Genomic DNA, 14,415 nt, shown 5'->3' with positions numbered 1-14,415 from the left:
CTGCTACCATAGGCAGCATCAAAGGATACGATGAAGGCTCCGCTGCTATGCGCCTGATAATTGCCGAAAAACCCAGCCTCGCCCAAGCCATTGCCGAGGCATTACCGGGCACTAGCAAGCGCCTGGATGGCGCCATTACGTGCGGTGATACGACAGTCACTTGGTGCCTGGGCCATCTGCTGGAGCAGGCGCCACCAGAAGCTTACGACCCCGCTGACAAGCAGTGGCGTTTAGATCGCCTACCAATTGTGCCGCACCAGTGGAAATTGATGCCTCGTTCTAAAGCACGCGGCCAACTGGCGGTGATTCGCAAGCTGATCAAACAAGCGACGGATGTCGTGCACGCTGGCGACCCGGACCGAGAGGGCCAGCTGTTGGTGCAGGAAGTGATCGAGTACATGAAGTATCGCGGCCAAGTACAACGGCTGCTGATTAGCGACCTGAACAAGCCTGCCGTCAGCCGGGCGCTTGCCAAGCTACGCTCCAACGTTGAGTACCAGCCGCTCTTTCTAGCAGCCCAGGCGCGTTCCCGTGCCGACTGGCTGTACGGCATCAACCTAACCCGTGCCTGGACACTCACTGGCCGCCAAGCGGGTCATGACGGCGTGCTGTCTGTTGGCCGTGTGCAAACACCGGTATTGGGGCTAATTGTGCGCCGCGACAACGCCATCCGTGATTTTGTGCCCCACCCTTTTTATCCGCTATGGGTGGATCTAAAGGTGGCACAGGGGCAACTGCGCGCCTGGTGGGCCCCCAAAGAGCATGAGCCTCTCGATGATCAAGGGCGCTTGATTGATCGCGCGCCCGCGGATGCCCTAGCGGCGCAGTTACCCGGCGCATCAGGGCAACTGACCAAGCTCGACCAGCAGGAGAAACGACAGGCACCGCCGCTGCCCTACTCTCTCTCGGCCCTTCAGGTAGACGCCGCCCGCCGTCATGGGCTTTCCGCGCAGATGGTGTTGGATATTTGTCAGCGACTTTATGAGCGCCATAAACTGATTACCTACCCCCGTTCTGATTGCCGCTACCTACCTGAAGAACATCTTCAGCTAGCCCAGCGCAGCCTGACCGGCGCCTGTCAAAACGATAAAACGCTACAACAGTGGCTCAATGGGGCGGATTTCACACTGCGCTCCAAGGCCTGGAACGATAAGCAAGTCGGCGCGCACCACGCCATCGCACCCACCGGCAAACCGGCGGTATTCAGCCAGCTTTCCGATACCGAAGGCCACGTATTTCGGCTGATCGTGCGCAACGTAATGGCACAGTTCTATCGGCCGCTGCGCACTTTCGAAGTCAAAGCGGAGTTTACGCTAATGAATGAAGCCTTCCGTGCCCGTGGCCAAAGCATTCTCGATGCCGGCTGGAAACCACTGTTCACTACTCGCGATGAAACCCCACCGCTGCCGCCACTCATCCAAGGCGAGCCCTGCCAAGCGTTAGGCGCAGGGGTTGAAGAGAAGGAGACCCGCCCGCCGGAACCGTTCACCGATGCCAGCCTTATCAAAGCGATGATGAACATTGGCCGCTACGTGGATGACCCGGAAGTACGCCGTACGCTACGCGACACCGACGGCCTGGGCACCGAAGCCACCCGGGCGGGCATTATCGAAACCCTGGTACAGCGGGGCTACTTAGTGCGCAAGCAAAAAGCCCTGCGCGCCACCAAACTTGGCACTGCCTTGATCACCGCCCTGCCCAGCGCCGTGAGCACGCCAGAACGAACCGCGCTATGGGAGCAGCGCCTGCGGGCAATTTCTGAACAGCAGGATGACCCCAGAGCCTTCCAGCAGGCGTTGCTGGATGATCTACGCGGCCTGCTCACCCATAGCGATGCGACCAAGCTAAGGCAGAGCCTGCAGACCGCCCAGGGTGAAACCGGCGCACCAGCTAAACGCACAGTTAAGACAAGCAAGCGTTATACCAAAAGGAAAAGCACTGGCAGCAGAAAGAAGACGAGTTAACAACTCCGTGGGAAATTACCTGCCATTCAGTCGATATGTACTCGATAGGCAGGAAGGTGGTCTTGATGTGCAACTTACTTAAGATAACGGTATAAAAATCGGCTTAAATATACGTTTACTGGTTTGATTGAACCCTCGGCACCGCCATCACCCACTCTCGGATAGCCAGAATAACCGGATCGTTGCGGCGGCTCTCTGAGTAGACCAGGAAAAAGGCGCGGTCATTTAGTTCGGGGCCAAAGGGTTGTACCAGGCGTCCTTCAGCCAACTCATCCACTATCAACTGACGACTCATCAGCATTACACCCTGGCCACCCACAGCCGCCGAGATAGCGTGGCTTTCATCAGAAAATGCCAATCCTGCATCAATATTCAAACCCGGTATTTGCGCTACTTTTTGATAGCCAACCCAGTCCATTGGCGAAATCAATATGCCCTGAGGACGAAAGTGAATCAGTGGATACTTCGTGAAATCTCCTGCAACGTGCTTCACAAGTTGCGGGCTGCAGGTTGGGATCAACGTGGTATCAAACAGCTTCTCGGCCACTAACCCTGACCAGCGTCCATCGCCATGGCGAATGGCGAGATCGGCAGTAACGCCATCCAGTGCCACAGGTTCATGAGAGGCATGAATGCGCAGGTCAATGTCGGGATGGGCGTCACGCAACAGGCAAACCCAAGGCAGTAGCCAGCGTACGGCTACCACGGGGGTCGTCGTCAGGGTAATCCCTCTGCGCTCTGGCAAAGCACTCATGCGCTCAATGGTATGACTAATATTATCGAACGAAGTTTCCAACACCTGCTGCAGCTCCCGCCCGCTCGGCGTCAGTGCTAGCTGTCTAGGTTTGCGTACAAACAGTGCGATGCCCAGCGCCTCCTCAAGCCCACGAATTTGATGGCTAATCGCAGTGGGTGTCACCGAGAGTTCTAGCGCCGCCTGCTTGGCACTTTCATGGCGGGCAGCTGCTTCAAAGGCACGTAGCGCTGAAAGAGAGGGTAAGCGTCGATAGCTCATAACTGAGTTTTACTCATCTATAACAACAAGAAAAGATCGTTTGTTCGGCCCTATAGGCAAGGCCTACGCTAAGCCTGTCGTTAATCATAGATGAATTTAGCTCAGAAATGGAGATTACCCATGACACACATCCTGCATATAGACGCTAGTGCCCGGCCCGGTATTGCTGGAACAGATAACCACGGTTCGCATAGTCGCCATCTGACCTACCAGTTTGCTGGTCAGTGGCAATCAGGCCGTCCGCAAGACACCGTCACTTATCGAGACATAGGTCAAAACCCGCCGTCTTTTATTAATCACGACTGGATTGCGTCTGCCTTCACACCCCAAGAGCGTCTAGAGCCCTGGATGAAAGACGCGCTGGCTGAAAGCGACCAACTGGTTGATGAGCTGATTGCAGCGGATATTCTGGTGATCGGTACGCCACTCTACAATTTCGGCATGCCTGCCGCCCTTAAGGCATGGGTCGACCAAGTAGTGCGCGCAGGCCGAACAGTAGAGATCGATGAGAGCAACCCAACCGACCCTTATGTACCAATGCTTGCTGATCGTCCAAGGCACGCGATTATTCTTACCGCCAGAGGCGGCGTGAATATGTCGCCTGGCGAGGAAATGGCCCATATGAACCACCTGGAAACACACCTGACCACGGCGCTCGAATTTGTCGGTATTACTCGCCTTCACTACATTGCCATTGAAGGACAGGAAGTGGGTGGAGAGATATTGGCCAAATCGGTTGCTGATGCGATACAGAAAGTTGAAACGCTCGTTGATGAGTTACAAGTGGCGTTGGAAAACGCGACATCACTTCAACCGGCTTAAATACAGTAGATGACTTTTGATCGTTAACAGCCCGAACCATGGAGAGTTGCATCGATGCCTTCTAAATAGTGTTTAATTTCGGGATCGAATCGGGTTTCTCGAATGAAAGCCACTGCTTAGGCAGGCATCGTTTTCTCCGGCTTGCGTTAATCAAATCAATACGTTTAGCAAACTGAAATCTTTAAGTGCATTTAAAAGATCCACCAAATCACTATAACCAAAGTATACAGGGCTATTGTACCAAGAGTAACAGGACCTATAACGCGGACGCTCTCACCACAGAGTACCATTCCGGCACTGCCTTCAAGCGTAATAGCTCGGTCTACCAGTTTCTTGTATTTGTAACTTGATAAAATCTCAAGATAGATAAACATCGAGGCAACTGCAGTACCGATAATCCGCGTATAAAGAGTAGTACTTGTGCTTATACTCAGCTCAACCAACTTATAGTGGAGAGTCACTCCTCCTACCGTAAGGGCTACGAAAACGCCAAGCATCACAAAGCGCGTTGCTCCAAGATGGCGAATTTGGCTCATTAGCTCAGAAAACTGCACATCATCCGATATGGTAGCCATGCTACCTCCGCGTGCTTTATCAAATAAAACCTGCTTGGAACGGCACCCTTTTTCTGAAATCAGTACACCACTACGCCTCTAAACCGGCCATAGGATGTTTAGCTAAAATGGTCTATTAGAAAGCAACTCATTTACGGACAAAAATGATTAATCTAAGAACAGTTCTGAAGCTGCCTAACAATAAAATCTCCCTTCGCTGCCGTGTAGGCTTCTCGATCTGTTTTAAATTCTGCAGCCCAATGTTGCTTATTAATTTCATACTGCTTAGCTAGCTTAGCACTTTCACGAAGGCTATTGCGAAACGCCAAGCGCCGGTTCCACTCTTGGCTACCGTACACCATAAGATGCAGATGATGCGTCCTACGCCCCTTGGCCCACCACATCAACCAACGCCGCTCCACTAATTCGGCGTTGTATTCCATTGAGGTTGCATATTTTGAAGCGCATAACGGTTGCATTTAATCATCGGCGGTTGGCATCGAATCAACGCCTGCCAAGATATCAATGATCGGTTTGGCTGAAAGCCCAGGTACGGCAGTGCTACCAATATGTTCGATTGCTACAAACTCACCAGGAAACAAACCCAAAAGCCTATCTCGCTCGTTCTCAAACAAAGCTGGCCAAGCAGTATTATATGGAGTGAGCACCACCTCCTCGTTAATCGCTCGGCTTAAGGACTCCGCTTCATCCACGGCCTTCATGCTCCCTGCTTCGAGTTTTGATACGCGAAGTTATATAAGCTCAATGTTGGCCCATTTTTTATAACTAAATGCGTTTGCATACAGCATATTTTTTCCCTTTATTTACCAAGTCTCCTCAGAGCCCGGCAGCCCCACATCAATCTGCATATCCGGCGCAATATCCACCACGCCTTGTATATGCTTGAGCCGTTCCGCCGTGACATCGTCTGCCGAGCCGGTTATACAGCCGATCTCTTCAAGGATGTCCTTGATAGTCAGCCCTTCCTCGCTGAGCCGTGTGGCCATTTCATTTATCGGTTGATCACTGGAAATAGTGATTAACCATAGCGCTACCGTTGGCATCTAGCATATCTCCACAGTGAGTGCGCTGGGCGGCCTGAAAGAGGAGCTGCCCAGCGCGCAGCCCATATTAGGGCGCTTGCACCAATCCTGCTCCCACGCTGGATTCCGGCAATGGCAGCTCTTGCGCTGAAGCCATCAACTGCTGCCACAGCTTCCTTCCCCGCAAAGCGTCATCAGACTGTGCCCAAAGGGCTGCGCAGCCTGCCACGTGTGGCGCCGCCATGCTGGTGCCACTGATCGCCTTATGCCGAGTAGGCCGTGGCCATGAAGAGAAGATATCGCGCCCAGGCGCGGCAATCTCAATCTTGCCATGATTGGAAAAGCTGGAGGGCTTCAGGTTCGGATCGAGAGATGCGACTGACATCACGGTAGGTGAGTTGGCAGGCGCGCCTGTATTGGTCGCAGAATTTCCCGCCGCGGCAATAATGAGGCACCCGTTACGCAGCGCCGCTTCACCCGCATGGGTGTAGGCGGCCTGCACCGGGCTCTGGCTGCCAAGCGACATCGAGATCACCTCACACCGGTTGGCGATGGCCCAGTTCAAGCCAGCGAGCACGCCCGCGCCGGTGCTGCTGCCCGAGTTGGTCAGCACCTTGCCGACGTATACCTCTGCTTCATACGCGATTCCGTAACGCTGCGTGTTTTCACCAGGAGCTTGAGGCCCACAAGCCGTGCCGATGCAGTGCGTCCCATGCCCATTCATATCTTGCACCGGCTCACCGACAAATGAGCGGGTAACGAATTCCCGTCCAGCGAAATCCGGGTGGCCAAGATCCATCCCGGTATCCAGCACGGCCACTTTAATGCCTGCGCCGCTCCAACTGCTTTGTGGCACCTTGCAGTGGGTCAGCCCCCAAGTCGACTGCTGAGCGTCAGACTCAGGCCCCTCATCGGGGTCATCCCTATCAAGGTCGACACCCAAGTCACGCGCGATGGTGCTCGCTGCCCGCAAGAAGCCACGGAGGTATTCCGAGTTTTTAGAACCAGCGTTTTTAAAATCAGAGCTTTTAAAACCAGAGCTCTCGGAAAACGCAAAGTACTCCGGCTCAATGATTTCGATGGGGCTGTCCGCGGACACCTTATCCAACACACTCATGCCATGTTGCTCCAAGGCATCACCACCCACCAGTGCCACGCCTAGCTCGGGAAACACCATTGCTTCGGCGTCCCCGGCGTCTTCCAGGCTGACAGCCTGATCGGTAAAGTCACGTGCATCAGCCACCCGAAAGTCCTGGGCTTTTAGCGACTTGATCCCCTCTTCCACCCATCCTTCGCGGAAGCTGATCAGAAAACGGCCTGTTTCCAGACAGCTGCCACCCCTCTCAAGGGCCGCTAAAAGAAGTTTTTCGGTACTGCATGAAACGGTGGCAAACGCTCCTTTATCATTTGATGGTTTTTTTCCGTTTTTGCTACCTGTCGGATTTTTAGCCATCACTGACCTCCTTTTCGTTTGGCTTTTTTAAACTATGAATACGCAAAAAGCTGATGCTTTCAGCTTAACTCAACTGTTCAACTTCGCCAGAGGGATTCCGTAACCATTAGGACTATGCAGCTATTGAAGAAACGGAGGGGATGTATGCGGCGATTAAGGCTTACATTCAGCTGAAATGCGCTCGTCATCGCGCAGGGTGAGTACTTCAAAACCAGAAGATGTGACCGCAATGGTATGCTCCCACTGCGCAGAAAGTTTTTTGTCACTGGTCACCACTGTCCAGCCATCCCGTTTGGTTTTTATCTTGGCCCGGCCCTGATTAATCATGGGCTCAATGGTAAACACCATGCCCTCTTTTAACACCAAGCCTCTGCCCTTCTTTCCGTAATGCAGCACCTGGGGCTCTTCGTGCATTTCCCGACCAATGCCATGGCCGCAATACTCCCGCACAACAGAGTAGCCGTGCTTTTCAGCATGCTGCTGAATCGCATAACCAACATCGCCTAAGGTGGCTCCGGGCTTGACCGCGTGGATTCCTTGCCACAGCGCCTCATAGGTCTTGTCGACCAGCCGCTTTGCATAGGGAGAGACGTCGCCGATCAGGTACATCTTGCTTGAGTCAGCGATAAAGCCATCTTTCTCTAGGGTAATATCAACATTAACGATATCGCCCGACTTAAGCTTTTGGGTTTCAGAGGGAACGCCATGACACACCACATGGTTTACCGATGCATTGAGCACATACTGATAATCGTACTGCCCCTTACTGGCTGGGCGAGCTTTTAATTGGTCAACGATATAGCGCTCGGCCCAATCATTAATGGCCATGGTGGATACGCCGGGCGCTATTTGTTCATCGAGATAACTAAATACCAAAGCGAGTAGACGCCCGGCTTCACGCATTAAATTCAATTCCTCTTCGCTTTTCAGGATTACCTTAGGCACTGACCACCTTCCTAACATCAACGTCGGCTTGCTTCATTTGCTCACGCATAATGTCAGAGAAGGTCATGCTCGGATTAGCCTCAGCCAGCATGCCCACCTTTATCCAATACTCCGCTTGCGCATTGATAGAGCGCACCATCACTGAACTCGCTTTGCGAATATCTTCATGTAATTGATCATTGATTTTTACGATACCCATCACACCACCCAGCATATGATATGAATACAAACCATATACGAATCATATAGCGCACAACGACTGTCGGCAAGGCTATCTTTATACGTTGTCAAGCTGTCACGTTAGTCAGTGGCTTCAATACAAATGGTTTGAGTGCCAGCACCTTCTTGCGCAGCGCCAGCTTCGGCTTATCTAACGAATCGCGCCACTGGGTACACTCTTGCTGTTGCTGCGGGTCTTTATCTTGGCTTTTGCCAAAGGCATCCAGCCAGGCCTGACGGGAACACAAGTCCTGAAAGTCACCTAGCAGGCGCTGGCGGTGCTTCAGTTCAGACAGAAACGCCTTGGGGGCCTCTGGGTTCAGATCAGCCAAGTAGCGAATGCGCTTTACGCCCTTGCGCAGGTCATGGAAATCGGTGTCTTGAGCGTCCAATGAGAGTGCCTTTAGATCCTCATCGTGGCGGGCGACACGTTCATCCACTACTGACTGAATACGCTTTGGCGTGAGTTTTGACAGCGCCTTTTCAACCTCGACAGAAGCGATAAAGTTCTGCCAAGCTAGTAAATCCGCTGCATACTCAGGTTCGATCAACTGCTGGCAAAGAACTTGGTGCTGAGCCCATTGGCAACCTTGCAGCCAATGCGTTAAACCCTGGCGAGTGCCAGAAGAGATCGGCGGTGGCGTCTTGATGATATCTTCCAGAAACACATCAATATCGCGTAGATCACTGGTGGCCTGGCCACGATGTTTGAGCCGCTTAAGCATCTTCTTCAGGTCGGACACTTTAGTAACAGAGCGTAAGGATTCTCCCACTGCCCGGCTACGACGCAGATTGACCCGGTACTGATGCAGAAACTCAGGATCAATGCCCGCGACAACCCCAGGCTCTAACGCCCTGATCACTTGATACTGATGCTCCAGCATGTCGCGAATACGGCTGGCGGTATCATGATTGTGTTCTGGTGGCTTAGGGGCAAGGCGCTTGAAAAGGGAATAACTGGCCATTTCCGGGGTTAGGTATTCCGACAGCTCGGCAGAGCCCTGCTCAACGTTTTTCCAGAAAGTAACTTGTAGCGTGAAGTGCAGCACGCTACCCGTGGGCAGCGAATGGGGCGTTACTTTATTTATCCAACGGGCCAGGTCATGTAGGGCTGGATTGTGGCTGATCAACAGCACCCTTTCGGCCTCATCAGGCAGCGCTTTCAGCCATGCAAGGAGGCCCTTGCCATCAAACGTATAAAGGGCTTCATCAAAGTGAACCTGCTTGGCCAGGGCTCGCTCGGGCAGTTGCGCCACGACCTCATCAAAGGTTTCCCGTGTGCGTGCCGCGGTACTGGCGTACACCTCTCCTTCCAACGCTTGCCAGCGCTGCAGCACATTGGCCATCTCCGCTGCCTGACGTTTTCCACGCTTGCTCAATGGTGGTTGGTGGTCGGTCATATCGCCACTGGGCTGCTTGGCCTTGGCGTGGCGCATTACATATAGATGCCTCATGGGCTTACTTCCAAGTGCGGTGTATTGATCGAAGTTTAGTACACCCCCACCACCTAGCGAGCGCGCTTATTAGGCTTCACCACAAACCAGCTCGCTAAAACCAAGCTGCCGAAAAGAGTATAAACCACCACAAAAACCCACTCCGGCAGCCTGAAATAGAGCAGGCTATGCAGCCAATACTGGATAAAAGAGCCTGAATAGGCGGCCGTCCCCGCCTCTGCCCGCAGCGCCATTTCCCATATTGTTAATGGGCAGACCACACCTAACCAAGCCTGCCCCACCACGTAACCAATGGCACATAGATGGATGACGCGGAAAACGCGGTTGCGCACCCACGGCCAGTGCAGAAAATAGCCTGCGTAAACTGCGAACAAACCAAGAACAACGTAGGCCACAAACAGCACATGGAGAATGAGGATGGCATCGGCAAGCAGGAGAAATAGTGATGGCGGCATAGGGAGAGAGTACCTGCTGTCAAATAGTGAGCTTAGTGCTTCGACAGTAGGAGCTGGCAGGGTGTTCAGGGGCAGTGGTTACGGGACCAGCTGGCAAAAAAACTCCTCGTTAAAGCGCGACAACTACTCATTCGCTATAAGCAGACCAAGACATTATTTACCCAAGCGACTCATAAGCGAGCATTAGGTTTAACGGGAGATCTGTGACGACCTCCCCGCTTAACAAGCGGGGAGATGCGTTTAGAGCGCTGCGGATGTGTGCATTAAAGCGAGACAATCATTCAGGCGTTTGCGCTTGGTCGCGCATCACTCTAAGCGAAGTGATTTCAACGGTGAGTGCATCACGCGTTGCTTCCAATTCACTTACCTGATCACCGACCGTGGAAAGTTGATTATTGGCCTCTTCAATATCGGCATTTAGCGCTTCAATCTCTGCTTCAACTTGGCTGCGGGCCTCTTCTGCCTCTTGACGAGACTGCTGAGCGTCATCGCGGGCTGCTTCGGCCTCTGCTTTTTCAGTGTTTAGCGCTTCAAGTTCAGCCTCAACCTGACTAAGTGCCTCCTCTGATTCTTGACGAGACTGTTGAGCGGCATCGCGGGCGGCTTCAGCCTCTTCGATCTCAGTGTTCAGCGCTTCTAGCTCTGCTTCAACCTGGTTGCGGGCCTCTTCTGCCTCTTGACGAGACTGTTGAGCGGCATCGCGTGCAGATTCGGCCTCCTCTTTTTCAGCTTCTACCTCGGCGTAGGTCTCATTCACTTCCTCAAGGCGGCTCTGCCTTTCGTCTACCTGCTCGTTAAGAGTTTCTATTTCTTCTTCGCGGGTTTCACGCTCACCCCGTAACGCGGACAAATCTTCTTCAGCATTGGCAATGTCGGCCCGCGTCGAAGCAAGCGCGGCTTCAGCTTCGGCTTGTTCAGCTTCCAGAGCGTTCATTCTCTGCTGCAGTGTTGCCAAGTCCAGCTCTGCGGCTTCCACCTCAGACATCTCCGACTGAATCTGCTGATGCTTTCTCTCGGTTTCAGCCAGCTGCGTTTCGAGTGCCTCCAAATTGTCCTGCCGCGAACCTGCAATGGTATGCGCCACAACAGCCCAGACCAACGCGATAATCGCGATGACTAAGATTACCTTTACCCGGTTGTCACTCAACAATCCCATCGTTGATGGTTTATTAGTCCCTGTCATTGGTGCAATCCTCTCGCTTAAGCGCTATCGCTACTTTGATGGCTAACGTATGGTCATTAGCGGGCCGTAATCTAACCCTGTGGTTAATATGAAGGAAAGTTTTTGATTCGGCTAGAAACGCTCATTCAACACATGGCGATATGGCGCTTGGGTTCGTTGGCGGGACAAAATAAATACCGAGCTATGGGTGAAGGCGCGTTTACAGACGAAGTTACTCATCCTCATTAACTGTTGTCGCTACTAGCCATGAGCGGACGATGAGGCAAATATTTGCACGCTTACTTTAGGTAGAGCTAAATAAATAAACACTCAGGAAGACTGGGTTAAGATGAAGGTAAACCGCCCATGCAAGCTCTCGTGAACCAAGGGGGCTCGACCTCAAGCGAACAAGCAGGCATGGTGAGTATTATTACTCACCATCAGTTAACCAACAGGAGGTTACGCCAATGCCGCACAATCTGACTCAAAACCTATGCAAGATGGGCCTATTATCGCTCTTAGCGTTGTCTCCCAACGCCTTCAGCCAACAACAACCGGGGGCGGCTTCCGGTAATAATGTCACCACCGAGTCGTTCCAGGATTGGGAAGTCCGCTGCCAGCGTGATGCCGAGGGTCCGACCCCTTGTGCGATGTCGCAATTGATCACTCAACCAGACAGCAATCAGCCGTTGATGCAGGTAATTCTCGACTATCCGCCCCAGATTGATGACCCGGTGATGAGCTTCTTTGTGCCGTTGGGAGTACGTCTGGCCCCGGGTTTGCAATTCAGTGTGGATAATGGCGAGCCAATCCAGTTCCCTTACCAGGTCTGTCAGGAGCAAGGGTGCCGTGCTGACGCCCCCATTGAACCGGCGATGTTCCAGCAACTCCGCAGCGGCAGTACGGCAACCCTCAGCATGATTAGTCCACGCGGTGAACGCATGGATATCGATATTTCGCTGATCGGCTTTACCGATGCCAGTACCCGCATCGCTCCCTGATCTTAGAGGCATTGCCAGACAAAGCCGGCTCATAGGAGCCGGCATCTCTACCCAGCCATTGCCAGCGGGCTTGCGCGAAACGCCGATACGATGGGGGGCGCTACCCAGTTAAGCGCGTCCAGTCCCGACGTCCCCTGATTGAAAACCGCTACACACTCCTAAAATCCGCCGCTTTACGATCAGATATTCAGATTTAACTGCCAGTAGCCAACGTCTTGCCACTGATTGAACTTGAATCCTACCTTTTCAAAATGGGCTACTTTTTTCATGCCCATTTTTTCATGCAGTGCAACGCTGGCTGGGTTTGGAAGCGTTATGCCGCCAATCACTGTATTAATCCTGGCTTCTTTGAGCTTGGAAAAAACGGTTTCATACAATTTGGCGCCCAAGCCCCTGCCTTGCATTTGGTTGGCAAGGTAGACGCTGACCTCGACTGAAAATCGATAGGCGCTTCTTTCTTTCCATTTGGTCGCGTAGGCATACCCCACCACCACATCATTTTCTATTGCCACCACCCAAGGTAGGCCTGCCTCCCGAACAGCCTCAATTCGGCTCTGGATGACTGAGCTGGATACTGGCTTTTCTTCAAATGAAATAACGGTATTTTCAATATAGAAATTATAAATGTGCGAAATTGCTGCCGCATCGCTCTCAACGGCCTCTCTTATCATAGTTTCTTCCGTTTATGTTCTTAAGATTTAAGGCCACCGCAGTAACAAGCAGGATATTGGCACGCCGCCCCTGGGCAATGGAATAGCTGACCACGGTTAATATCGCGACGTCACCCCCGGATTGAGTAGCGCTACACTTTAGAGTCCGATCCTATGCGTAAGGAGATTGGACATGAAGAAGCGTTTCAGCGAAGAACAGATCATTGGTTTCCTGGGCGAAGCCGAAGCAGGACTGCCCATCAAGGAGCTGTGCCGTCGGCACGGTTTCTCTGAAGCCAGTTACTACCTATGGCGCAGCAAGTTTGGTGGCATGAGCGTACCCGATGCCAAGCGTCTCAAAGAACTCGAAGCCGAAAATGGACGCTTAAAAAAGCTGCTCGCCGAATCACTACTGGAAATGGAGGTCACTCGCGAGGCGCTTAGAAAAAAGTGGTGAGTGCCGCTGCACGCCGCGACGTGGTGCGCTTCATGGTGTCACGTGGTCTAAGCGAGCGCCGGGCGCTCCGTGTCATCCGTATGAGTGCCAGTGCGTTGCGCTATCAATCGGCCCCTGACCGCAATGAGGTATTGCGTGAACGCATTGTTGCCTTGGCACATCGGCATCGTCGCTACGGCGCTGGCATGATCTACTTGAAGCTGCGTCAAGCGGGTGAACAGGTCAATCATAAGCGCGTAGAGCGTCTCTACGCAGCGGCTCAGTTACAGGTAAAACGCCCAAGCGTAAGAAGGTTCCGACGTCTGAGCGAAAGCCCCTTGGCCGCCCTGGTGCCGCCAACCAAGTTTGGTCAATGGATTTTGTGTTTGACCGCACGGCGGAAGGAAGAGTGATCAAGAACCTCACCATTGTCGACGACGCCACCCATGAAGCCGTGGCTATCGTGCCTGACCGTGCCATTGACGGGCTGTCGTTAACACGGATTCTGGATCATCTAGCGCTACAACGTGGCCTACCAAGTGCCCTTCGTACGGATAATGGAAAGGAGTTCTGCGGACGCGCCATGCTGACGTGGGCTCATCAACGTGGTGTTGCCCTGTTTTTAATCGAACCTGGAAAGCCCAATCAAAACGCCTACATCGAATCGTTCAACGGGCGTTTTAGAGACGAATGTCTAAATGAGCACTGGTTCACCAGCCTACATCACGCGAGGGTCATCATTGAGGCGTGGCGACGGGAGTATAACGAAGAAAGACCGAAGAAGAGTCTTGGCGGGTTGCCGCCTTCCGCCTATGCCGAGCAACTGGTGTTAAAACACGATAAAGTAACTTCAGACTCTAAACCCGGGTGCTACTGAAGATGGGGTGACGTCGATCGTCGACCCAGAAATGGCGCGCAGAGCCACGGATGCAAGAGCAAAGACAAACCGGAACGCTACCACAGAGGTCGTTAACGCTAAGTTAGCATAAGCTCAACAGCGATTGGAGTGCTCCGCTAGGAGTTCAGCGGCTGTATCTGTGATACAGGCTTTTAACGTCACCACATACCTAGCTGCACAGCGAGCCAGCGCCCCGGCGCTAGAGTACCGATAAAGGCACCGACCAGCCCCAGGTAGACACCCACCATCCAACCTCGATGCTGCCTCTACCCTGCCTTTAAGAATAGCCACCACCGCGATGGCAAGAGCCACTAACTCCCATAAAATTACTGGCCTGTATTGGT

At 52.9% G+C, this 14,415-nt stretch carries 13 protein-coding genes and 2 pseudogenes; 4 read left to right on the top strand and 11 right to left on the bottom strand.

The features are described from left to right. Positions 1 to 47 precede the first annotated feature (47 nt). Positions 48 to 1,964, top strand: coding sequence for a DNA topoisomerase III (locus MLE19_RS03310; RefSeq protein WP_240716633.1), 1,917 nt, complete (start codon positions 48 to 50; stop codon positions 1,962 to 1,964). Between the two features lie 115 nt (positions 1,965 to 2,079). Here MLE19_RS03310 and MLE19_RS03305 read toward each other — a convergent pair whose 3' ends face one another. Next, positions 2,080 to 2,979: a LysR substrate-binding domain-containing protein gene (locus tag MLE19_RS03305; RefSeq protein WP_240716632.1), complete on the bottom strand. Its 900-nt coding sequence runs from the start codon at positions 2,977 to 2,979 to the stop codon at positions 2,080 to 2,082. 120 nt (positions 2,980 to 3,099) lie between these two features. On the opposite strand from MLE19_RS03305, the gene MLE19_RS03300 reads away from it, so the two are divergent. After that, positions 3,100 to 3,801: an FMN-dependent NADH-azoreductase gene (locus MLE19_RS03300; protein ID WP_240716631.1), complete on the top strand. Its 702-nt coding sequence runs from the start codon at positions 3,100 to 3,102 to the stop codon at positions 3,799 to 3,801. Positions 3,802 to 3,992: 191 nt separating this feature from the next. Here the strand turns inward: MLE19_RS03300 and MLE19_RS03295 are convergent, their stop codons facing one another. The 9 genes and pseudogenes from MLE19_RS03295 to MLE19_RS03255 form a co-directional block, all read right to left on the bottom strand. Beyond that, the gene (locus MLE19_RS03295; protein WP_240716630.1) at positions 3,993 to 4,376 is read right to left on the bottom strand and encodes a hypothetical protein; all 384 of its coding nucleotides are present in this window, start codon (positions 4,374 to 4,376) and stop codon (positions 3,993 to 3,995) included. A 152-nt stretch (positions 4,377 to 4,528) separates the two neighbouring features. Then, a pseudogene (locus MLE19_RS03290) lies at positions 4,529 to 5,077 on the bottom strand (GrpB family protein). 102 nt (positions 5,078 to 5,179) lie between these two features. After that, positions 5,180 to 5,419 (bottom strand): hypothetical protein, encoded by a 240-nt coding sequence (locus MLE19_RS03285; RefSeq protein WP_240716629.1) that lies wholly within the window; start codon positions 5,417 to 5,419, stop codon positions 5,180 to 5,182. Positions 5,420 to 5,486: 67 nt separating this feature from the next. Continuing rightward, positions 5,487 to 6,851 carry a S8 family serine peptidase gene (locus MLE19_RS03280; RefSeq protein ID WP_240716628.1) on the bottom strand — a complete coding sequence of 455 codons (1,365 nt, stop codon included), beginning with the start codon at positions 6,849 to 6,851 and terminating at the stop codon, positions 5,487 to 5,489. A gap of 153 nt (positions 6,852 to 7,004) precedes the next feature. Then, positions 7,005 to 7,796, bottom strand: a complete 792-nt coding sequence (map, locus tag MLE19_RS03275; RefSeq protein WP_240716627.1) for a type I methionyl aminopeptidase — start codon at positions 7,794 to 7,796, stop codon at positions 7,005 to 7,007. Continuing rightward, positions 7,789 to 7,995 (bottom strand): ParD-like family protein, encoded by a 207-nt coding sequence (locus tag MLE19_RS03270; protein ID WP_240716626.1) that lies wholly within the window; start codon positions 7,993 to 7,995, stop codon positions 7,789 to 7,791. The genes map and MLE19_RS03270 overlap by 8 nt, the downstream gene beginning before the upstream one ends. Positions 7,996 to 8,083: 88 nt before the next feature. After that, positions 8,084 to 9,469, bottom strand: coding sequence for a CHAD domain-containing protein (locus MLE19_RS03265; protein WP_240716625.1), 1,386 nt, complete (start codon positions 9,467 to 9,469; stop codon positions 8,084 to 8,086). A gap of 53 nt (positions 9,470 to 9,522) precedes the next feature. Beyond that, positions 9,523 to 9,924 carry a DUF2784 domain-containing protein gene (locus MLE19_RS03260; protein WP_240716624.1) on the bottom strand — a complete coding sequence of 134 codons (402 nt, stop codon included), beginning with the start codon at positions 9,922 to 9,924 and terminating at the stop codon, positions 9,523 to 9,525. Positions 9,925 to 10,201: 277 nt separating this feature from the next. Next, on the bottom strand, positions 10,202 to 11,107 hold the full coding sequence (locus MLE19_RS03255; RefSeq protein ID WP_240716623.1) for a hypothetical protein: 906 nt from the start codon (positions 11,105 to 11,107) through the stop codon (positions 10,202 to 10,204). A gap of 446 nt (positions 11,108 to 11,553) precedes the next feature. Between MLE19_RS03255 and MLE19_RS03250 the strand changes: the two genes are divergently transcribed. Further along, entirely contained in the window at positions 11,554 to 12,087 is a 534-nt protein-coding gene (locus MLE19_RS03250; protein WP_240716622.1) for an invasion associated locus B family protein, read from the top strand. A 179-nt stretch (positions 12,088 to 12,266) separates the two neighbouring features. On the opposite strand, the gene MLE19_RS03245 is transcribed toward MLE19_RS03250, so the two are convergent. Further along, positions 12,267 to 12,758 (bottom strand): arsinothricin resistance N-acetyltransferase ArsN1 family B, encoded by a 492-nt coding sequence (locus MLE19_RS03245; protein WP_240716621.1) that lies wholly within the window; start codon positions 12,756 to 12,758, stop codon positions 12,267 to 12,269. Between the two features lie 172 nt (positions 12,759 to 12,930). On the opposite strand from MLE19_RS03245, the pseudogene MLE19_RS03240 reads away from it, so the two are divergent. Next, positions 12,931 to 14,050 (top strand): annotated as a pseudogene (locus MLE19_RS03240) (IS3 family transposase). Positions 14,051 to 14,415: the final 365 nt, after the last annotated feature.

Origin of the sequence: Vreelandella neptunia (genome assembly GCF_022489065.1) — a bacterium.
In the GTDB taxonomy this organism is placed as follows: Bacteria; Pseudomonadota; Gammaproteobacteria; order Pseudomonadales; family Halomonadaceae; genus Vreelandella; species Vreelandella neptunia_A.
This window is presented reverse-complemented; position numbering and strand designations above follow the sequence as displayed.